Origin of the sequence: Pseudomonas sp. 15A4 (assembly GCF_016925575.1) — a bacterium.
Lineage (GTDB): Bacteria > Pseudomonadota > Gammaproteobacteria > Pseudomonadales > Pseudomonadaceae > Aquipseudomonas.
Genome location: NZ_CP068986.1, coordinates 3,007,189 through 3,027,199, shown reverse-complemented (window position 1 = coordinate 3,027,199; position 20,011 = coordinate 3,007,189). Strand labels below are relative to the sequence as shown.

16 protein-coding genes and 2 pseudogenes are annotated in these 20,011 nt (G+C 60.4%); 16 read left to right on the top strand and 2 right to left on the bottom strand.

Translation table 11 applies throughout. From position 1 onward, the window contains the following. Window positions 1-608: 608 nt before the first annotated feature. The 3 genes from JN403_RS13630 (at window position 609) to JN403_RS13620 (ending at window position 5,108) form a co-directional block, all read left to right on the top strand. On the top strand, window positions 609-2,474 hold the full coding sequence (locus JN403_RS13630; RefSeq protein ID WP_205482790.1) for a hypothetical protein: 1,866 nt from the start codon (window positions 609-611) through the stop codon (window positions 2,472-2,474). A 545-nt stretch (window positions 2,475-3,019) separates the two neighbouring features. Next, on the top strand, window positions 3,020-4,447 hold the full coding sequence (locus JN403_RS13625) for a hypothetical protein (protein WP_240356553.1): 1,428 nt from the start codon (window positions 3,020-3,022) through the stop codon (window positions 4,445-4,447). A gap of 163 nt (window positions 4,448-4,610) precedes the next feature. Next, window positions 4,611-5,108, top strand: coding sequence for a hypothetical protein (locus tag JN403_RS13620; protein ID WP_205482788.1), 498 nt, complete (start codon window positions 4,611-4,613; stop codon window positions 5,106-5,108). Here the strand turns inward: JN403_RS13620 and JN403_RS13615 are convergent. Then, entirely contained in the window at window positions 5,083-5,772 is a 690-nt protein-coding gene (locus JN403_RS13615) for an alpha/beta family hydrolase (RefSeq protein ID WP_205482786.1), read from the bottom strand. The two genes, JN403_RS13620 and JN403_RS13615, sit on opposite strands and share 26 nt — an antisense overlap. A 251-nt stretch (window positions 5,773-6,023) precedes the next feature. Here JN403_RS13615 and JN403_RS13610 point away from each other — a divergent pair, with 251 nt between their 5' ends. The 13 genes and pseudogenes from JN403_RS13610 to JN403_RS13550 all read left to right on the top strand — a co-directional run bounded on the left by JN403_RS13610 (window position 6,024) and on the right by JN403_RS13550 (window position 19,144). Beyond that, window positions 6,024-6,287, top strand: a complete 264-nt coding sequence (locus JN403_RS13610; RefSeq protein ID WP_205482785.1) for a hypothetical protein — start codon at window positions 6,024-6,026, stop codon at window positions 6,285-6,287. Window positions 6,288-6,625: 338 nt separating this feature from the next. Next, window positions 6,626-8,068, top strand: coding sequence for a cytochrome-c oxidase, cbb3-type subunit I (ccoN, locus tag JN403_RS13605; RefSeq protein ID WP_122622671.1), 1,443 nt, complete (start codon window positions 6,626-6,628; stop codon window positions 8,066-8,068). Further along, window positions 8,068-8,679: a cytochrome-c oxidase, cbb3-type subunit II gene (gene ccoO / locus JN403_RS13600; protein WP_205482784.1), complete on the top strand. Its 612-nt coding sequence runs from the start codon at window positions 8,068-8,070 to the stop codon at window positions 8,677-8,679. The genes ccoN and ccoO overlap by 1 nt, the downstream gene beginning before the upstream one ends. 5 nt (window positions 8,680-8,684) lie before the next feature. Continuing rightward, window positions 8,685-8,867: pseudogene (locus tag JN403_RS13595) on the top strand (cbb3-type cytochrome c oxidase subunit 3); the annotation flags it as partial. A 34-nt stretch (window positions 8,868-8,901) separates the two neighbouring features. After that, window positions 8,902-9,881: pseudogene (gene ccoP / locus JN403_RS13590) on the top strand (cytochrome-c oxidase, cbb3-type subunit III). A gap of 56 nt (window positions 9,882-9,937) precedes the next feature. Continuing rightward, window positions 9,938-11,353, top strand: a complete 1,416-nt coding sequence (ccoG, locus tag JN403_RS13585) for a cytochrome c oxidase accessory protein CcoG (RefSeq protein WP_205482783.1) — start codon at window positions 9,938-9,940, stop codon at window positions 11,351-11,353. 12 nt (window positions 11,354-11,365) lie between these two features. Further along, entirely contained in the window at window positions 11,366-11,899 is a 534-nt protein-coding gene (locus tag JN403_RS13580) for a FixH family protein (RefSeq protein ID WP_205482782.1), read from the top strand. 16 nt (window positions 11,900-11,915) lie between these two features. Next, window positions 11,916-14,384, top strand: a complete 2,469-nt coding sequence (locus JN403_RS13575) for a heavy metal translocating P-type ATPase (RefSeq protein WP_205487311.1) — start codon at window positions 11,916-11,918, stop codon at window positions 14,382-14,384. Next, window positions 14,363-14,578: a cbb3-type cytochrome oxidase assembly protein CcoS gene (gene ccoS / locus JN403_RS13570; protein WP_122534382.1), complete on the top strand. Its 216-nt coding sequence runs from the start codon at window positions 14,363-14,365 to the stop codon at window positions 14,576-14,578. The genes JN403_RS13575 and ccoS overlap by 22 nt, the downstream gene beginning before the upstream one ends. 864 nt (window positions 14,579-15,442) lie before the next feature. Next, window positions 15,443-16,210, top strand: a complete 768-nt coding sequence (locus JN403_RS13565; protein ID WP_205482781.1) for a sulfite exporter TauE/SafE family protein — start codon at window positions 15,443-15,445, stop codon at window positions 16,208-16,210. 70 nt (window positions 16,211-16,280) lie between these two features. Further along, window positions 16,281-17,663, top strand: a complete 1,383-nt coding sequence (hemN, locus tag JN403_RS13560) for an oxygen-independent coproporphyrinogen III oxidase (protein WP_205482779.1) — start codon at window positions 16,281-16,283, stop codon at window positions 17,661-17,663. Between the two features lie 134 nt (window positions 17,664-17,797). Further along, window positions 17,798-18,532 carry a fumarate/nitrate reduction transcriptional regulator Fnr gene (gene fnr / locus JN403_RS13555; RefSeq protein ID WP_205482778.1) on the top strand — a complete coding sequence of 245 codons (735 nt, stop codon included), beginning with the start codon at window positions 17,798-17,800 and terminating at the stop codon, window positions 18,530-18,532. A gap of 63 nt (window positions 18,533-18,595) precedes the next feature. Then, complete coding sequence (locus JN403_RS13550) at window positions 18,596-19,144, top strand: adenine phosphoribosyltransferase (protein WP_122622664.1); 549 nt, start codon at window positions 18,596-18,598, stop codon at window positions 19,142-19,144. Between the two features lie 225 nt (window positions 19,145-19,369). Here JN403_RS13550 and recR read toward each other — a convergent pair whose 3' ends face one another. Beyond that, window positions 19,370-19,972 (bottom strand): recombination mediator RecR, encoded by a 603-nt coding sequence (gene recR / locus JN403_RS13545; protein WP_205482777.1) that lies wholly within the window; start codon window positions 19,970-19,972, stop codon window positions 19,370-19,372. Between the last annotated feature and the right edge of the window lie 39 nt (window positions 19,973-20,011).

Sequence of the window (20,011 nt, the reverse complement as noted above, 5' to 3'; positions counted from 1 at the left end):
AACTCTGAGAGGGCGTCGAAGAATCCACGTTAACAATAGTGTCGTCGACTGGTACGAAGGACTCATCGGATTTCTTCGGCTTGGACAGGTCATAACTATCCATGGCCGCTAAGTTAGCAAGTTCAAGCGCTATCGGCTTATAGCTCACCTGTTGGGCCCAAAGCGCTGGCGAAATCATCCCCATCGCCAATGCTAAAATATTTGGCTTCGCTCCTAATAGCAAAATTTCCCTGAATGACGGCACATCGCCTCCGATATCTGTACATGGAAAGCGACGAGTATGGGCGCGCTGCCGACAACTAGAGAAATTGGCCAAAAAATATTGAGTAGGAAATATCCGAAAAGTACGAAGTCCGCGGACTACATCCCCGGCTCTGAAACGCTAGCAAAACCGAAGATTCGCGACCTGAAAAGCGCATGACTTTATTACGACATACAAATATTCATCTTACACCGGCCTAGCTTTCCTACAAAAACGAGGTTCTTGCTTCGTTGACAGGCCCGAGAAAAAGCTATTATTTAAATCAGGAATTGGCACTCCACCACTTCATAAAGATCCTGTCGGACGCACCCAAGTCCGAACAAAAAAGCGAACTCAAGGAATCAACATGTCCAACATTAAAACAGCACCGACCATCATCCACCCTCGTACCAGTCGAGAGCCGCTGCCATTAAAAGCACCCGACGTCGCAGTAGCATTTCATGACGCCGACAATCTAGGGTTGATTCCCGTGACGAACCTGAATGCGCCTGTAATTGTCGACCTCGAAGTGTGGGACGCCGCCGAACCAGGATATACCTATCAATTAACATGGAACGGAACTCCGTCCGGACCGGAAAAGGTCATTCAGGCAAGTGAGAAACCGGGCGATCCCCTTACTCTCGAGATACCCGTCGACTTTCTCAAAGAGGGCGTCCATCGACTGACGTACCGGACCTACAGTCCTGCAGCCGACTCAGAAAATTTTTCCGACGAGTTTCCGATAGTTATCGACCGTACAGCTCCTGGCATGCCTCAGCTCGCCGCAATCCAGTTCCCTGTGGAAGTTCAGAATGGCCTGACGGCCGTTGAGTTGACCCAGTTGGGCGATAAGCTTGAGGTTCAGGTTGCTGGGTACACTGGCATGGCGAAGCATGACGTCATCCACACGTACTGGGGTGAGGTCGCCGGTCCGATAGCTGTCGTAGACCAAAATGACATGGGCCTCAACAAAGTTGTGTTCGACTTCGAGCGGGACTTTCTTGAATCAATTACATCCGGAAGCCACGATGTAATCTATCGGGTCGTAGACAGGGCGGGCAACATTTCTGAGGAGTCGCTTGCGGTAAACGTGTTGCTGTTGCTTGAGGAGATTCCGGAAAACTACCCTGCACCTCTACTTGACCCTGCCATTGGATCATTGATCGACTACATGGAAGCCAAGCCCGGAGTACAAGTTGATATTCCACACTACCCAGGGGCGGCAGCGTTTGATCAAATTACACTGCACTGGGGCAGTGATTATCCGATGCTCCCGGTTCAAATCCCGGCGGGGAATGAAAACGAAGATATTGTGCTTTCCTTGAAGGTTCCTTACGAAACCTTAGCCGTGGCGCCCATCGGCCATGTTTCGATCACATATACCGTCACTCGTCAGAATCAGTTAAATGGAACTTCTCTGCCTACTGACGTAGATGTGTACCTGACCTTGCCAGTACCTGAACCCTCCGAAGCGCCAATTATTCAGGGGACCAGCCTTGCAAGTCCAAACAAGGACGATAACTTCATTGATGAGGAAGATTACGAATACAACAGCAGGGCGATCATCCGCTGGACCGAATCATTCAAAGTGAATGATGACATCCATCTTTTCTGGGGCGATCAGCAGCGACTGCAATGGTACCAAATTAAAGAAGAAGATCTGATTGCTGCAGCGGATCTCGTCATTCCAGTCGCCAACTCGATTATGAAAGCGCAGGGCACTGGAGCCGAAATCCCGGTCCGTTACGCGGTAGCTCGACAGGGCAACCCTAACTTAACCCTATCACCAACTCAGCTGGTTACCGTCCGCTCAAAAGAAAATCTTCCGGGTGGTCCCGAAGGAATCGAAGGCCCGACATTCAAGTTGAACCCGGCTGGCTATATCTCTCAGAGCGTGGCACCTGATGGTACTGATGGGTACGTGGTGCCTTACGCTAACATCGCAGAGAATCAAAAGTTATTTTTCACCTTCAAAGGCTTTGATAGAGAAAACAACCCGATCGATTCCGCCACCTACACCGCCAGTCGTGAGCTCGATGACCAAGACATACTAAACGGGTACAGCTTTCGAGTTCCGTACAATATTTTGAGAACCATTTGTCGCGGATTTTGTGAAGCCTATATCAGGGTTGATCCAGCCCCTGATAGTAACCAAAGTTCAGTGACATCAAAAGTCACCCGCGTACCTGTCGAGATGCGCGAGTCGAGCGAAGCAGTCTGTTCCATTAACTAATCAAATTAGCAGACAGGTCCGGTTTAACCCGACCTGTCTGCCTATCATCAAGAGGTAACATCAATGACATCGCAACAACTCACCCGTGCAAGCGCCCCAATTCCGCTAGCACTGCCAACCATTCCAGCAGCACTCGCGGAAGGATTAATCCCTAACGATGCGTTGACCACGCCGATTACTGTTAACTTTCCAGTCTGGCAGGCAGCTGAGCCGCAATACACTTATCAGCTAGTGTTTGATGGAGAGCGTGTCCTGCCGGAAAAGGAAATCCTATCGACGGACAAGCCTGGCGACTTGCTGACCGTACAAATCCCGGTTTCGCTGCTCTCAGAGGGTACTCATGCCGTGTCGTATCGTGTCTACAGCCCGTTCAGCGACTCTGAAGTTTTTCCGGCACAACCCCAATCCAAATCGACCGAACCGCCCCAGGCGCCCCTCAACTCGCCCCTATTATCTTCCCCGACGTCATCCAGAACGGCCTCACCTCCGCCGAGCTGGAAGGCCTCAACAACATCCTTCCCGGCAAGATCGCGGGCTACAGCGGCATGGCTGCAGGGGACGAAATCCGCACCTACTGGGGTTCGATGGAAGGTCCGATGACCGTCGTTGATGCCAACGATATGGGCCTAAACCGGGTGATGGTGGACTTCACCCGTCCGTTCATGGAACTGTCGGACTGCCAGACCTCTGCGGTCACCTACACCGTTACCGACCGCGCGGGCAACGTGTCGATGGTCTCTGATCCGGTAATGATCCAGCTTGACCTGGGCATGCGCCAACCTCTGCCGGCACCGGTGATCCGCGAAGCCGAGGGTCAGATTCTGGACCCGGCCGATGCGGTGAATGGCGCCACATTAGTGATCGGTGCCACGGCTGATCTGCGCGAAGGCGAAACGGTCATCGCTCAGTGGAACGGTCCGAAGGGTAACGATCGCCAGGAGAAGCTCATTTCCGCCGCCGAAGCCGGTCAGGCGTTGACTCTGGTGTTCCCTGGCAGCGTAGTCACGATAAACGACGGACAAAATGTCGAGGTGGTCTACACCGTGACGCGTACCAGCGGCATCGTGCAGGAATCGGCCAAACTTGCGCTGAAGATCATGAGCGCCGCGCTGGAACTGCCTGCGCCAACCGTCGACACAGTAGGCCCGGACGGCATTCTGCGTCCTTCACTGATTACCGGCTGGGACGCGATCGTGCGTGTCAGTTATCGCGGGATGGACCCTCGGGATATGGTGCGAGTGCGATGGGTCGGCGCGCGTACGTTCGAGACCATGATGATGAATGTCGGTGGTATGACTGAACTGGTTTTCGGCGTACCCAAGATGCTGATCGAGATGAGTATCGGCAGCACCGCGACGCTGACCTATATCGTGACGCGCAATGGCGTCGACATGGAGTCCGTGCCGCTTCAGCTGTCGGTGCGCGAGGGGATTATGTTTGACACGTCTCCGGTGACCCTGGCCGGTAAGATCTACCTGCTGCCCGCTCATCCGGATTTGCTGCCGACATTCCCGAGCGGTACCACGGTCCATCGCATCGCCAGCGGCGGTCGACCTCCTTATACCTATTCGACCAGCGATGCGAAGGTGGCCGTCGTGGCAGCGTCCGGCTGGACGTCGGTGCGCGGCAACGGCGTGGCAACCATCACGGTCACCGATTCAGCGGGCGAACAGCAGAGTTACGACGTAACCGTCACCGGCGTCATCGAATGCCACGGCGTGGGCTCCGGCAACTACACCCAAATCTCCAACGCCGCCAACCGCATCGGCGGGCGCATCCCGAGCATCCACGAGCTGATCGAGATCTATAACGCCTACGGCAACCGCTGGCCAATGGGCAACGCCAACTATTGGTCGTCCACCGTCGCCAAGAACGTGTTCGGCGCGAAGTGGTATTACGTGAAAAACCTCAACACCGGAAAGGACTACAAACTGCTCCACATCAATTCCAGTCTGGGCGTCGCTATTCGCTAATTCGCTGTTTTAGCTAAATCGCGAATCAGCCAATCACGCGACCCGGCAAGCTTCAGACACGTAGGCAGCACCCCCTTTCAAAGACGTCGTCGCCCCCCGACGGCGTCTTACACGTGCAGCGCCCACATCGCCCCAAAAATCCATTCACGGAAAGCTCAGAAAAATGCCCGTAAAACCTCCTCTTCAACGCCCGCATGCACCGGTGGCGCGCGGCACGTTCAGCGCCACGGTCAATGGTCACCCCTTCATCACCCACCGCCTGAGTGCCATGGCGTGTCTGCGCCCGGGCCGGTCGGATCCGACCACGTGCCGAATCTGGAAGATCCTCGCCACTGGCACGGTTCGTCGGCACCGCACCATGATCGGCCTGTTCATCGACCAGACAGTGCAACCCGGCAGCTACAACTTGCTGCGCAACGAACAGATCACCGTTATCTATCACCTGACCCCCACGCGCATGGCGAAGATTTATCACTCCCGCGATTTGCAGCAAGGCAACCTCACGTTGCTGGGCTGCGATGCAGCAGCCGGCGCGCTGCATGGCAATTTCGAGTTTGCGGTCCCGACCAAGGACTTTCACGTGACCGACGGCCTGTTCGACCTGGTTTGTGACCTGAACGCCGAGGAACATCCCGCTATCCGATCAGCCGACGCGCCATAAGCCCGGCGATTTCCTGCATGCACGCCTCGACAGTGAGGCCCGATGATTTCAACGGTTTGAGGTCATGGTTGGCGGTCGGTACCCAATGCACGTCAATGGCTTTCGACAGCTTGTACCCTTCAACCGCCTCTCGATTGCCCAACGCATCACGTTCGCCCTGAACGATCAGCGTCGGCGTCCGCAGTTCCGCCAGGTGCGCGACCCGCGGCTTCTCGGGTTTAGCTGCCGCGTAGAACGGATAGCCCAGACAGAACAACCCATCGGCTTCCACGTCGTCAGCAATGACGCTGGCCATGCGTCCGCCCATGGATTTGCCGCCGATCGCCACCCGCCCGCTCACACCCCCACGCACGGCGGCGTACACCCGATGCCAGCACTCCAGCAACTTCGGTTGGGGATTGGGCGGTCGTCTACGCCCGTCGATTCGGCGCTGGGCCATGTAGGGGAATTCAAAGCGCAGCACGCCAACACCCAAGGCCGCCAGGCGCGTGGCGATGTCGTTCATGAAGTCGCTGTCCATCGGGGCGCCCGCGCCGTGGGCGAGAATCAGCGTCGAGGGCGCGTCCGCCGCCGAGCCGGTTGGCGCATCCCAGATCCAGCCGTGTTCTTGCGCCAGTTGCGCGCAGTGATCAGCCGTTCGCTTCGCCGCCTGTTGTTTGCTCATGCCGGTCTCTTTTTCAAAACTTCGCTCACCCCCAGTGAGGCGGGCACCACGGCCGGCATTATGCAGCAACCTCGGCGCGCCATGACCCTGTCCGCCGATTGCCCTGTCCCGACAGCAAAGGTTCAGCTCCCGGGCGTTAGTCTGGCTGGGCACTTCGGCAACAAGCACCGAACCCTGAGCGCCCCAACCTGCACACAACCGGGCGGTTTCATCGACGGAATATGCTTTTTGTCCGCGCCGGACGATTACCCGTGACGATCGCCGGCTTTCTGCCAGCTCGGGCCAAATATTTTTTGGGCGGAAAAAAGCGCCAATGTCAGCGGCTTTTTGTATACAACTTTGCAGTCGAAATGCTCTCTCGATGCACAGGAACGGCAGGCAGAGAAGCGTTTCAGCTATCTCCGGAAATGGTTGATCGCCGCGTCCCGCCAGGGACGCGGCAACTTCACGTCGAGCGCGGCCAAGTGTCGCAGGCGCTGTTCCAAAGCCTTCCCTCCGCGATCATTCGCGTCTAAGCTGTGTCCGCACAGTGGACCGGCGACAGCTAGCCACAGGCCCAGCAACAAGATTGTGCCCGGCAACGCAACCCTCTTGCAGACAAGCAGCCTCAGCGCTGTTTTCACCCGCAGGGTTGTATCCAATCCCTCCCACTCACGCGCGCGATCCAGCTCGACCTGTCTTCCTTCCCCAGGCCTCTCAGCCAGAACCCCTCCACGCTTCGGCGACCGGGCGTCTGCGTGCACCGCGTCTCTCGCCTCCGTCGATCCTCAACCACGCCACTGCGTGACGGGCTACGCGCGATCGAAGATGCGGCTGTTACCACACTAATAAAATACACACCGTGGAACCTGACATGAGCACAGCACCCCGCCCGACTGCTTATAACTACAAGGTCGTCCGCCAGTTCGCCATCATGACGGTTGTCTGGGGCATCATCGGCATGGGCATGGGCGTGTTCATCGCCGCCCAGCTCGTCTGGCCTGACCTGAATTTCGGATTACCGTGGACGACATTCGGTCGCCTGCGTCCCCTGCATACCAACCTGGTGATTTTCGCGTTCGGCGGCTGTGCCTTGTTCGGCACGTCCTATTACGTCGTCCAGCGCACCTGTCAGGCGCGGCTGATTTCCGATGGCCTGGCGGCCTTTCATTTCTGGGGCTGGCAGGCGGTAATCATCGGCGCCATCGTCAGCCTGCCGATGGGCTACACCACCACCAAGGAATACGCCGAGCTCGAATGGCCGATCGCGATCCTGCTGACGATTGTCTGGATCGCCTACGGCGCGGTCTTCTTCGGCACCATCGTCAAACGCAAGACCCAACACATTTATGTCGCCAACTGGTTCTACGGCGCATTCATCGTGGTGACGGCAATGCTGCACATCGTCAACCACATCTCGCTGCCGGTGAGCCTGTTCAAGTCGTATTCGGCGTATGCCGGCGCCACCGACGCGATGATCCAGTGGTGGTACGGGCACAACGCCGTGGGCTTTTTCCTCACCACCGGCTTTCTCGGAATGATGTATTACTTCGTACCGAAACAGGCCGAGCGCCCGATCTATTCCTATCGCCTGTCCATCGTGCATTTCTGGGCGCTGATCACCCTGTACATCTGGGCCGGCCCGCACCATCTGCACTACACCGCCCTGCCCGACTGGGCGCAATCGCTGGGGATGGTGATGTCGATCATCCTGCTGGTGCCGAGCTGGGGCGGCATGATCAACGGCATGATGACCCTCTCCGGCGCATGGCATAAGTTGCGCACCGACCCGATTCTGCGCTTCCTCGTGCTGTCGCTGGCGTTCTACGGGATGTCGACGTTCGAAGGGCCGATGATGGCGATCAAGACCGTCAACTCGCTTTCCCACTACACCGACTGGACCATCGGCCACGTTCACGCCGGCGCGCTGGGCTGGGTGGCGATGATCTCCATCGGCGCCGTCTACCACATGATCCCGAAACTCTACGGCCGTGCGCAGATGCACAGCGTCGCCCTGATCAACACGCACTTCTGGCTCGCCACTGTCGGCACCGTGCTCTACATCGCCGCGATGTGGGTCAACGGCATCACCCAAGGCCTGATGTGGCGCGCCATCAACGACGACGGCACCCTCACCTACTCGTTTGTCGAAGCGCTGCAGGCCAGTCATCCGGGCTACATCGTGCGCGCATTGGGCGGAGGGATTTTCGCCAGTGGCATGCTGTTCATGGCCTACAACGTGTTCCGCACCATTCGTGCAGCGAACACGGAAGAAGCCGAAGCCGCCGCGCAGATTGCCGTCGTGGGGGCCCACTGATGATCAAGCACGAAGCAATGGAAAAGAACATTGGCCTGCTGTCGATCTTCATGGTCATCGCGGTGGCGATTGGTGGGTTGACGCAGATCGTTCCGCTGTTCTTTCAGGACGTCACCACCCAACCCGTCGAAGGCATGAAGCCGCGCCCGGCGCTGGAGCTCGAGGGCCGCGACGTCTATATCGCCAATGGCTGCGTGGGTTGCCACTCGCAGATGATCCGGCCGTTTCGCGCCGAGACTGAACGCTACGGGCATTACTCGGTGGCGGGCGAAAGCGTCTGGGATCACCCGTTTCTGTGGGGTTCCAAACGCACCGGGCCGGACCTGGCCCGGGTCGGCGGTCGCTACTCGGATGACTGGCACCGCGCGCATTTGTATAACCCGCGGGACCTGGTGCCGGAGTCGATCATGCCGGCCTACCCCTTCCTGGCGAACACCAGGATCGACGGCACGCTCACAGGCAAGAAGATGGCAGTGCTCCGCAGCCTGGGCGTGCCCTACACCGATGCCGACATCGCCGGCGCAGCCGACGCGGTGAAGGGCAAGACCGAAATGGATGCGCTGGTGGCCTACCTTCAGGGCCTGGGCACCCTCATCAAGAGCAAACGGTGATCGCCATGGACATGGGAACAATACGAGGCCTGGGCACCGTCGTCGTGATGGTGGCCTTCATTGGTCTGGCGTTGTGGGTGTTCAGCCCGCGGCGCAAGGCGGAATTCGACGATGCAACCCTGCTGCCGTTTGCCGATGATCCGGAGGCGATTGCGCAGGTCAGGCAGGCGCAAGACCAAAGCAAAGAGCACGCCCCTCCAACGCCGAAAGGAGCCCGAAACCATGAGCACCTTCTGGAGCCTGTACGTCACGGTGCTGACCCTGGGCACGATCTTCGCGATGGGCTGGCTGCTGATCGCCACGCGCAAGGGCCAGCGCGCCGACACCACCGATGAAACCGTGGGCCATTCTTTCGATGGCATCGAGGAATACGACAACCCGCTGCCCAAGTGGTGGTTCTGGTTGTTCATCGGCACGATCATTTTCGCCCTGGGTTATCTGGCGTTTTACCCGGGCCTGGGCAACTGGAAGGGCTTGCTGCCGGGGTACGACTACGCCGACAACGAGAAAAAATCCAGTTTTCCGACGGCACAACCGGCTGGACCGGCGTGCATGAATGGGAGAAGGAAATGGCCCGCTCCGAAGCGCGCTTCGGACCGACCTTCGCCAAATTCGCAGCGATGCCCATTGAAGAGGTGGCCAAGGATCCGCAAGCGCTGAAGATGGGCGGTCGATTGTTCGCGTCCAATTGCTCGGTCTGCCACGGCTCCGACGCCAAAGGCGCCTACGGCTTCCCCAACCTCACCGACGCCGACTGGCGCTGGGGCGGCGATGCGCAGAGCATCAAAACCTCCATCATGAACGGCCGTCACGCCGTGATGCCGGCGTGGGGTGCGGTGATCGGCGATCAGGGCGTGCGCGACGTGTCGGCTTACGTGCTGACGAAGCTGAACGAGCGCGCGTTGCCGGCTGATGCGAACGCCGATCCGCTGGCAGGTGCGAAAACCTACGCCACCACCTGCGTCGCCTGCCACGGGCCCGAGGGCAAAGGCGTTGCTGCATTGGGTGCGCCGGACCTGACCCACCCCGGCGGGTTCATCTACGGCGCGAGCTTCGCCCAGTTGCAGCAGACCATCCAGTACGGCCGCCAGGGCCAGATGCCGGCGCAGGCCTTGCTGCAAGGAAACGACCGGGTGCACCTGCTGGCGGCTTACGTGTATAGCCTGTCCCATGGCGACGAACCGGCGACAAACTCCGAGTGAAGGATATCGCCGTCGCACACGCTGATGATTCGGCCCGAAGGGCGTAGGACGCTGCCATGAGCAATCAGATTCCGCTGCACAACGTCACGCCGCCGACTGAAAAGGACGGCGACACCGTTGACCTGTATGCCTCGCGGGAGAAGATCTACACCCGCGCGTTCACCGGAGTGTTCCGTAATCTGCGCATGGGTGGCGGCGTTGTGCTGTTCCTGCTGTATTTCGGCACAGTCTGGCTCAACTGGGGCGCGCATCAGGCGGTGTGGTGGAACCTGCCGGCGCGCAAGTTCTACATCTTCGGCGCGACGTTCTGGCCGCAAGACTTCATTCTGTTGTCGGGCATCCTGATCGTCAGCGCATTCGGCTTGTTCTTTATTACCGTGTTCGCCGGGCGCGTCTGGTGCGGCTATACCTGCCCCCAAAGCGTGTGGACGTGGGTGTTCATGTGGTGTGAAAAGGTCACCGAAGGCGACCGCCACCAGCGCATCAAGCTCGACAAGGCGCCCATGGACGCCAACAAGTTCGCGCGCAAGAGTGCCAAGCACGGCCTGTGGCTGCTGATCGGCCTGGTCACCGGCCTGACCTTCGTCGGCTACTTTTCGCCCATCCGCGAGCTGCTGGCGGACTTCTTCACCGGCGAGGCCGACGGCTGGTCGTATTTCTGGGTCGGCTTCTTCACCCTCGCCACCTACGCCAATGCAGGTTGGCTAAGGGAACAGGTCTGTATCCATATGTGCCCCTACGCGCGCTTTCAGAGCGTGATGTTCGACAAGGACACCCTGATCGTTTCCTACGACCCACGGCGCGGCGAGCCACGGGGTGCGCGCAAAAAAGACACGGATTACAAGGCTGAAGGCCTGGGCGACTGCATCGATTGCACGATGTGCGTGCAGGTCTGCCCCACCAGCATCGACATCCGCGACGGTTTGCAGATCGAGTGCATCGGCTGCGCGGCGTGCATTGATGCCTGCGACTCGATCATGGACAAGATGGACTACCCGCGCGGTTTGATCAGTTACACCACCGAGCACAACCTTTCCGGGCAGGTAACCCATACACTGCGGCCGCGGTTGATCGGCTATGGCCTGGTGTTGCTGGTGATGATCGGCGGGCTCACTGCCGCGTTTCTCACCCGCTCGCTGGTGGGTCTGGACGTCAGCAAGGACCGCACGCTGTACCGGGAAAACGCTGACGGCCGGATCGAAAACGTCTACAGCCTGAAGGTCATGAACAAGGACCAGATCGACCACATCTATCTGCTCGAGGCCACCGGGCTGCCGGACCTGAAGCTGCAAGGCCGTCGCGAGATCAGGGTGCCGGCGGGCGAGATCGTCAGTCTGCCGGTGCAGCTGTCGGTCGCGCCGAAGCAGCTGCCGTCGAGCACCAACGAGGTCAGTTTCAGCCTCAGGGCCATCGAGCACAGCGACACCGAAGTCCACGCCAAGAGCCGTTTCATCGGCCCGTCCATTCGCTGAGAGAAGTCGGAAATGACCGCAGTCACCGCAGCACTTCCCTGGCACCGGCAGCTATGGCCATGGATCATTATTGGCATCCTGACCTGCTCGGTGTCGTTGACCGCGGCAATGGTCACCATCGCCGTCACCCACCCGGACAACCTCGTCACCGACAATTATTACGAGGCCGGGAAAGGCATCAACCGCTCCCTCGATCGCGAGTTGCTGGCTCAGTCCCTCAACCTGCAAGCCCGTGTGGGCCTCGACGAACTGACCGGCGAAGTGGATGTGCAGCTGAGCGGCGCCAGTCAGCCGGAAACCCTGGTGCTGAACCTCATCTCCCCGACCCAGCCGGACAAGGACCGTAAAATCGTGCTGCCGCGTAACCCTTCGCAGCCGGGGCGTTACGTCGGGCAGTTGAGCGACAGGGTCGAAGGCCGGCGCTTCGTCGAATTGCTGGGGGTGGAAAACGCCCAGACCTGGCGCCTGTTCGAGGAAGAGCGGATCCTTCCCGGGCAGCCACTGACCCTGGGCGACGAACCGATTCAGGGCGCGGGCAGGCATTGACGTGAACGCCACTCAAATGACGGCCAACGAGATAAAAGCCCTGCGGTCTTGTTACCACTGCACGCTGCCGGTTCCGCCGGGCGCGCGCTTCGTCGCTTCGGTGCTGGGTGAGGCGCGGGAGTTCTGTTGCCCCGGTTGTGAGGCCGTGGCCCACGCCATCGTCGCTAGCGGCCTGGAAAGCTATTACCTGCATCGCAGCGAAGCGTCGGTCAATCCTCAGGTGTTGCCGACGCCTGTGGCCGACGAACAAGCCCTCTTTGATCGTCCCGACGTGCAGGCGCCCTTTGTCCGCCATGACACCCCCTCTGGCGATGTCGCCGGCGATATGGCTGAAACGACGCTGATGATCGAGGGCATCACCTGCGCGGCGTGCGGCTGGCTGATCGAGCGCCATCTGCGCACCTTGCCCGCCGTGGTCGAAGCGCGGCTGAACCTGTCCAATCACCGCCTGCACCTGCGCTGGCATGACCAGTCGATGCCCCTGAGCGAGGTGCTGGCCGAGCTGCGCAGCATCGGTTACGCCGGCCACCCTTATCAGCCGGACAAGACGACCGAGCAACTGGCCCGGGAAAACCGCCGCAGCCTGCGTCAACTGGGCGTCGCCGGGCTGTTGTGGTTTCAGGCGATGATGGCGACCATGGCGACCTGGCCTGAATTCAACATCGACCTCAGCCCCGAGATGCATACGATCCTGCGCTGGGTGGCGATGTTTCTGACGACACCCATCGTGTTTTATAGCTGTGCGCCGTTCTTCAAAGGGGCACTACGCGACCTGCGCGCCTGTCATCTCACGATGGACGTTTCGGTGTCGCTGGCGATCGGCGCGGCGTACCTCGCGGGCATCTGGACGGCGGTCACCGGCGTTGGCGAATTGTATTTCGACGCGGTCGGCATGTTCGCGCTGTTCCTGCTCACCGGCCGCTACCTCGAACGCCGCGCCCGGGAACGCACCAGCGCCGCGTCGGCGCAACTGGTCAATCTGCTGCCGGCGTCCTGCCTGCGGTTGAACGCGGACGGCCAGACCGAGCGCGTCTTGACTCATCAGTTGCGTTTGCACGATCACGTGCTGGTCCACCCCGGCGCGCTGTTGCCGGCGGACGGCCGAATCATCGCGGGTCGGTCGAGCCTCGACGAATCACTGCTCACCGGCGAGTACCTGCCTCAGCCACGCGAGGTGGGAGACGCCGTCACCGCCGGCACCGCCAATATTGAAAGCGTGCTGACCGTGGAAGTCCTTGCCCTCGGCGATGACACGCGGCTCTCTGCCGTCGTCCGATTGCTGGAGCGCGCCCAATCGGAGAAGCCGCCCCTTGCGCAGTTGGCGGACCGCGCGGCGCAGTGGTTTTTGCTGATCTCGCTGGTGCTGGCGGTGTGTGTCGGCGTGGTCTGGTGGCAGCTCGACGCCAGCCGCGCGTTCTGGATTGTGCTGGCGATGCTGGTCGCCACCTGCCCGTGCGCCTTGTCGCTGGCGACCCCGACCGCCCTGACCGCCGCCACCGGCACGCTGCACAGGCTCGGATTGTTGCTGACCCGTGGCCATGTGCTGGAAGGGCTGAACCGAATCGACACGGTGATCTTCGACAAGACCGGCACGTTGACCGAAGGTCGCCTGACGCTAAGAGCCATTCGCAGCCTCGGCGCGCTGAGCAGTGACGACTGTATGAGTCTGGCAGCGGCGCTGGAAAGTCGCTCCGAACACCCGATTGCCCGGGCGTTCGGCAAAACGCCGCTGACTGCCGAGGGGCTTGTCGCCACGCCGGGGCTAGGCCTTGAAGGCGTCGTTGATGGGCGCCCGTTACGCATCGGTCAGCCTGCGTTTGTCTGCGCCCTGAGCGGCGTCGCTGTGCCCTCCATGCCGGATGAGCCCGGTCAGTGGTTGTTGCTGGCGGATGACACACAGGCCCTCGCCTGGCTGGTGCTGGATGATCGGTTGCGGGACGACGCGACGGCCTTGGTCGAAGCATGCAAACAACGCGGCTGGCAGACCTTGCTGTTGTCCGGCGACAGCTCGCCCATGGTGTCCAGCGTCGCTGCTCAGCTACAGGTCGATGACGCGCGAGGCAGCCTGCGGCCGGATGACAAGCTCGCCATTCTTCAACGACTGCGCGCCGAGGGTCGAACCCTTCTGGTGATTGGCGACGGGGTTAACGATGTGCCGGTGCTGGCAGCAGCCGACATCAGCATCGCCATGGGCTCGGCCACTGATCTGGCCAAGACCAGCGCCGATGCGGTGTTGTTGTCGAACCGTCTGCAGGTGTTGGTGGAGGCGCTTGGCCTCGCTCGGCGCACGCGGCGGATCATTCTGGAAAATCTGGCGTGGGCCGGGCTGTACAACGGCCTGGTGCTGCCCTTCGCGGCGCTGGGCTGGGTCACACCGTTGTGGGCGGCGGCGGGGATGTCGGTGAGTTCGCTGGTGGTGGTGTTGAATGCGTTGCGTCTGACGCGACCAAATAGGGAGGCCCCATGCCTGCGCTCTACATCATGATTCCGGTGGCGCTGCTGATTGTCGCGGTGGCGATTTACGTCTTTTTCTGGGCAGTGGACAGCGGTCAGTACGACGACCTGGACGGTCCCGCTCACAGCATTTTGTTCGACGATCAAGATCCAGGGCACAAGGCCGGGGTGGATGAAGCGGCAGGGAAAGAGAAAGCGGGCGTCAAGAAGGATTCGGCCACGTGAACGCGGTCCCTGTGGGAGTGAGCTTGCTCACGAAAGCTGACTATCGACCGCTGGATATCTGTCGGATGTACCGACGCCATCGCGAGCAAGCTCGCTCCCACAGTCCATGTGTTGGCAGATACATCGGCGGTGCCGTCAGGCTTGATTCAATCTCATGTGGGACGACCGGGGTGGCGCTTCATCTTGCTCACGAAGGACTCTGCCAAGTGAACGCGGTCCCTGTGGGAGTGAGCTTGCTCACGAAGGCTGACTATCGACCGCTGGATATCTGTCGGATGTACCGACCTCTTCGCGAGCAAGCTCGCTCCCACAGTCCATGTGTTGGCAGATACATCGGCGGTGCCGTCAGGCTTGATGCAATCTCATGTGGGACGACCGGGGTGGCGCTTCATCTTGCTCAAGAAGGATTCTGCCAAGTGAACGCGGTCCCTGTGGGAGTGAGCTTGCTCACGAAGGCTGACTATCGACCGCCGGATCACTGTCGGATGTACCGACCTCTTCGCGAGCAAGCTCACTCCCACAGTCCATGTGTTGGCAGCTACATCGGCGGTGCCGTCAGGCTTGATGCAATCTCATGTGGGACGACCGGGGTGGCGCTCCACCTTGCTCGCGAAGGATTCTGCCAAGTGAACACGGTCCCTGTGGGAGTGAGCTTGCTCACGAAGGCTGACTATCGACCGCTGGATATCTGTCGGATGTACCGACGCCATCGCGAGCAAGCTCGCTCCCACAGTCCATGTGTTGGCAGATACATCGGCGGTGCCGTCAGGCTTGATGCAATCTCATGTGGGACGACCGGGGTGGCGCTTTACCTTGCTCGCGAAGACGTCCGTGCAATCACTGCCAGACGTTCAGGCCGAAACCATGCATGACCTCCTCCCCCAACTCCTCTCCGCCCTCGTGCTGGGCCTGCTCGGCGGCGGCCACTGCCTGGGTATGTGCGGCGGGCTGATGGGCGCGCTCACCTTTGCCATTCCCAAGGAGCAACACGGACGACGCCTGCGTCTGCTGGTGGCCTACAACGTCGGACGTGTTTTCAGCTACGCCTGCGCGGGATTGCTCACAGGCATGCTCGGCTGGGCCGTCGCCAACAGCCCGGGGGCGATGCTGTTGCGGGTGATCGCCGGGTTGCTGATGATCACCATGGGCTTGTACCTGGCCGGATGGTGGAGCGGCCTGACCCGCATCGAAGGTCTGGGCCGCGGGGTTTGGCGTTACCTGCAACCGCTGGCCCGCCGCTTGATGCCGGTGTCGACGACGCCCCGGGCGTTACTGCTGGGCGCGGTATGGGGCTGGCTGCCGTGCGGGCTGGTTTACAGCACGCTGCTGTGGTCGGCGAGCCAGGGCAATGCACTGCACAGCGCATTGCTGATGCTCGCGTTCGGGGTCGGTACCTGGCCGGTGCTGCTTGCCACGGGCCTGGCCGCCGAGCGCATCACCGCCCTGCTCCGCCGAAGGAACGTGCGCGTGGCCGGTGGCGTGCTGGTGATTCTGTTCGGCCTGTGGACACTCCCCGGCCCTCATCAACAGTGGCTGATGGGGCACACCCCTCACACGATGAATCACGAAATGAATCCCGCCATGGATCATGCAGGCATGGTTCACGAGAAATCCCAGCCTCCCATCCATTGACCCAGATCAACGCCTTGATCTGAGCCCTCCCTACACTTCCCGCACCGCCATCCTCATCGGGAATGCCCCCATGCTCGACGACCTTCGTTGGGATTCTGAACTCATCCGCCGCTACGATCTGGCGGGGCCCCGTTACACGTCCTACCCCACCGCCGTGCAATTTCATTCGCAGGTTGGCGCCTTCGAACTGTTGCATGCACTGCGCGACAGCCGTAAGGCGTCGCGGCCGTTGTCGCTTTACGTGCACATCCCGTTCTGCGCCAACATTTGCTACTACTGCGCCTGCAACAAAGTCATCACCAAGGACCGCAGCCGCTCGCAGGCGTACCTCCAGCGCCTGGAGCGCGAGATCAGCCTGATCGCCGCCCATGTCGATGACCGTCAGGTGGTGGAGCAATTGCACTTCGGCGGCGGCACCCCGACCTTTCTCAGTCACGTCGAACTGCGCCAGCTCATGGCCCATTTGCGCCAGCACTTCACTCTGCTGGACGACCATTCCGGCGACTACGGCATCGAGATCGACCCGCGTGAGGCGGACTGGTCGACCATGGGCCTGCTGCGCGAGCTGGGCTTCAACCGCGTCAGCCTCGGCGTGCAGGACCTCGATCCGCTGGTGCAGCGGGCGATCAACCGTTTGCAGAGCCTTGAAGAAACCCGCGCCATCGTCGAAGCCGCGCGCACCCTGCAGTTTCGCTCGGTGAATATCGACCTTATCTACGGTCTGCCACTGCAGACGCCAGAGGGCTTTGCCCGCACCGTCGAGCAGGTGATTGCGCTGCAGCCCGACCGGCTTTCGGTGTTCAACTACGCCCACCTGCCCGAGCGCTTCATGCCCCAGCGGCGCATCGACACCGCTCAGTTGCCCGGCCCGGAACACAAGCTGGAGATGCTCCAGCGCACCGTTGAACAGTTGACCGGCTCAGGCTATCGGTACATCGGCATGGACCACTTCGCCCTGCCCGATGACGACCTGGCGATCGCTCAGGAAGAAGGCACGCTGCAGCGCAATTTTCAGGGCTACACCACCCATGGCCACTGCGATCTGATCGGTCTTGGCGTCTCGGCCATCAGCCAGATCGGCGACCTGTACGCCCAGAACACCAGCGACCTCACCGAGTACCAGACCTTGCTGGCCAGCGACCAACTGGCAACCAAGCGCGGTCTGCGTTGCACCGAGGACGATCAGCTGCGGCGCACCATCATCAGCCAACTGATCTGCCACTTCAGACTGGATTTCGCCCCTGTCGAGAACGAATTTTCCATTCACTTTCGAGAACATTTCCGAGAGCAGTGGCCTCAGTTACTGACCATGGCCACGGATGGGCTGATTCATCTGGGCCCGACAGGTATCACCGTCACCCCGGCGGGGCGTCTGCTGGTGCGCTCGATCTGCATGGTGTTCGACGCTTATTTGGCCGCGCAGAACCGTCAGCGCTTTTCCAGGGTGATATAGGCCCAAGTGATATAGGAACTTTCCGCCTGGTGCGGAGCAATCATTTCTGGCCATGGAGGGCGCGTGGTAGTCGCAGGGTTGACCGCTGAGTTACCCTTACGACTTATGTGTGTTTTTGCAAAAGGAATTACCCGATGTCTGAGCCAGTCAAACTCCGCGCTCACACCCAGGCTCACTGCAAGGACTGCAGCCTGGCCCCGTTGTGCCTTCCGCTTTCATTGAACATGGAAGACATGGATGCGCTGGACGAAATCGTCAAACGCGGCCGCCCCTTGAAGAAAGGCGATTTCCTGTTTCGCCAGGGCGACACTTTCAATTCCGTCTACGCCGTGCGTCCCGGCGCCCTGAAAACCTTCAGCCTCAGTGACAGCGGCGAAGAACAACTCACCGGCTTTCACCTGCCCAGCGAGCTGGTCGGGCTGTCCGGGATGGACGCCGAGGCCTATCCCGTCACCGCCCAGGCCCTTGAAACCACATCGGTGTGCGAAATCCCCTTCGAACGACTGGACGAGTTGTCGGTGCAACTGCCGCAATTGCGTCGCCAGTTGATGCGCGTGATGAGCCGGGAAATTCGCGATGACCAACAGATGATGCTGCTGCTCTCGAAGAAAACCGCCGACGAGCGCATTGCCACGTTTCTGGTCAACCTCTCCGCCCGCTTCCGCGCCCGCGGCTTCTCGGCCAACCAGTTCCGCCTGAGCATGTCGCGCAACGAGATCGGCAATTACCTGGGGCTGGCAGTGGAAACCGTGTCCCGGGTGTTCACCCGCTTTCAGCAGAACGAGTTGATCGCCGCCGAGGGCAAGGAAATCCAGATCCTCGACCCGATTCAGCTCTGTGCGCTGGCCGGAGGATCGCTGGAAAGCTGATGCATCATGGCCCGGGCGGGCTTAGACTGGCGTCTTTTGAGTCATGTCCTGCCCGAGATCCTTATGATTTTCGACGAAGTCAGCATCAAATCCCTCATCCGCCCTGTGGTGGACTTCCCCAAGCCCGGCGTGATTTTCCGTGACATCACCCCGCTGTTCCAGTCACCCAAGGCCCTGCGCCTGGTCATCGACAGCTTCATCCAGCGGTACATCGATGCCGAGTTCACTCACGTCGGCGCCATGGACGCGCGCGGGTTTCTCATCGGCTCGATTGTGGCCTACGAACTGAACAAACCGCTGGTGCTGTTTCGCAAACAGGGGAAATTGCCGGCGGACGTGCTGGCCGAGGCCTATCAGACCGAATACGGCGAAGCGCTGCTGGAAGTCCACGCTGACAGCTTGTGCGACGGGGATTCTGTGGTGATGTTCGATGACCTGATCGCCACCGGCGGGACCCTGGTCGCCGCCGCCAACCTGATCCGCCGCATGGGCGCCAAGGTTCACGAAGCCGCTGCGATCATCGACCTGCCTGAGCTGGGCGGTTCACAACGCCTGCGCGACATGGAAATCCCGACGTTCTGTTTGACCCAGTTTGCGTTGACAGATAAGTAAGAAGCCACCCGCGGACGACGTCTGATCACAGCACCAGACGTCAGGCCAGCTGACACTGCTGCTCCTGAGCGAACACGATATTGTGGGAGTGAGCTTGCTCACGAAGAGGCCGGTACCGCCGCCAGATATCTAGCGGTAGGAAGGCCACCTTCGCGAGCAAGCTCGCTCCTACAGGTCCTGCATTCGCCGCAAGACAGCGGCGCGTATTGAAGACAGGGAACATGCCTACAACTGAATCGGCTTGCGCCCTGCGAACGAGTGCGCCAGCGTGCCGCCGTCGACCAGTTCCAGCTCGCCACCCAGCGGCACGCCGTGGGCAATGCGCGAGGTGACCAGGCCTTTGTTGGTCAGTAGCTGGGCAATGTAGTGCGCCGTGGCTTCGCCTTCGACCGTCGGGTTGGTGGCGAGGATGACTTCGGTGAACGAGCCCTGCTCTTCGATCCGCGCGACCAGTTGCGGGATGCCAATGGCTTCAGGCCCCAGACCATCCAGCGGCGACAGGTGGCCCTTGAGCACGAAGTAGCGCCCGCGGTACCCCGTCTGCTCCACCGCATACACGTCCATCGGGCCCTCGACCACGCAGAGCAGCGTGTCGTCGCGCCGGACGTCCGAGCATTGCGGGCAGAGTTCTTCTTCTGTGAGGGTGCGGCATTGTTTGCAGTGACCAACGCCTTCCATCGCCTGACGCAGCGCCTGGGACAGACGCGAGCCACCACTGCGATCGCGCTCCAGCAGCTGCAACGCCATGCGCTGGGCGGTTTTCTGACCGACGCCAGGCAGGATGCGCAGGGAGTCGATCAACTGGCGAATCAGGGGGCTGAAGCTCATTGGAGAAACGTCCGACAAAAACACGAGACGCGGTTTATA

Excerpts from the sequence above, each read along its gene's own strand:
- JN403_RS13615 (WP_205482786.1), bottom strand. The coding sequence starts at position 5,772 with ATGAGCAAACAACAGGCGGCGAAGCGAACGGCTGATCACTGCGCGCAA.
- hemN (WP_205482779.1), top strand. The coding sequence starts at position 16,281 with ATGCTCGACGACCTTCGTTGGGATTCTGAACTCATCCGCCGCTACGAT.
- ccoO (WP_205482784.1), top strand. The coding sequence starts at position 8,068 with ATGATCAAGCACGAAGCAATGGAAAAGAACATTGGCCTGCTGTCGATC.
- fnr (WP_205482778.1), top strand. The coding sequence starts at position 17,798 with ATGTCTGAGCCAGTCAAACTCCGCGCTCACACCCAGGCTCACTGCAAG.
- JN403_RS13625 (WP_240356553.1), top strand. The coding sequence starts at position 3,020 with ATGGCTGCAGGGGACGAAATCCGCACCTACTGGGGTTCGATGGAAGGT.
- JN403_RS13565 (WP_205482781.1), top strand. The coding sequence starts at position 15,443 with ATGCATGACCTCCTCCCCCAACTCCTCTCCGCCCTCGTGCTGGGCCTG.
- ccoG (WP_205482783.1), top strand. The coding sequence starts at position 9,938 with ATGAGCAATCAGATTCCGCTGCACAACGTCACGCCGCCGACTGAAAAG.
- JN403_RS13620 (WP_205482788.1), top strand. The coding sequence starts at position 4,611 with ATGCCCGTAAAACCTCCTCTTCAACGCCCGCATGCACCGGTGGCGCGC.
- ccoS (WP_122534382.1), top strand. The coding sequence starts at position 14,363 with ATGCCTGCGCTCTACATCATGATTCCGGTGGCGCTGCTGATTGTCGCG.
- JN403_RS13575 (WP_205487311.1), top strand. The coding sequence starts at position 11,916 with ATGACGGCCAACGAGATAAAAGCCCTGCGGTCTTGTTACCACTGCACG.
- ccoN (WP_122622671.1), top strand. The coding sequence starts at position 6,626 with ATGAGCACAGCACCCCGCCCGACTGCTTATAACTACAAGGTCGTCCGC.
- JN403_RS13550 (WP_122622664.1), top strand. The coding sequence starts at position 18,596 with ATGATTTTCGACGAAGTCAGCATCAAATCCCTCATCCGCCCTGTGGTG.
- recR (WP_205482777.1), bottom strand. The coding sequence starts at position 19,972 with ATGAGCTTCAGCCCCCTGATTCGCCAGTTGATCGACTCCCTGCGCATC.
- JN403_RS13580 (WP_205482782.1), top strand. The coding sequence starts at position 11,366 with ATGACCGCAGTCACCGCAGCACTTCCCTGGCACCGGCAGCTATGGCCA.
- JN403_RS13630 (WP_205482790.1), top strand. The coding sequence starts at position 609 with ATGTCCAACATTAAAACAGCACCGACCATCATCCACCCTCGTACCAGT.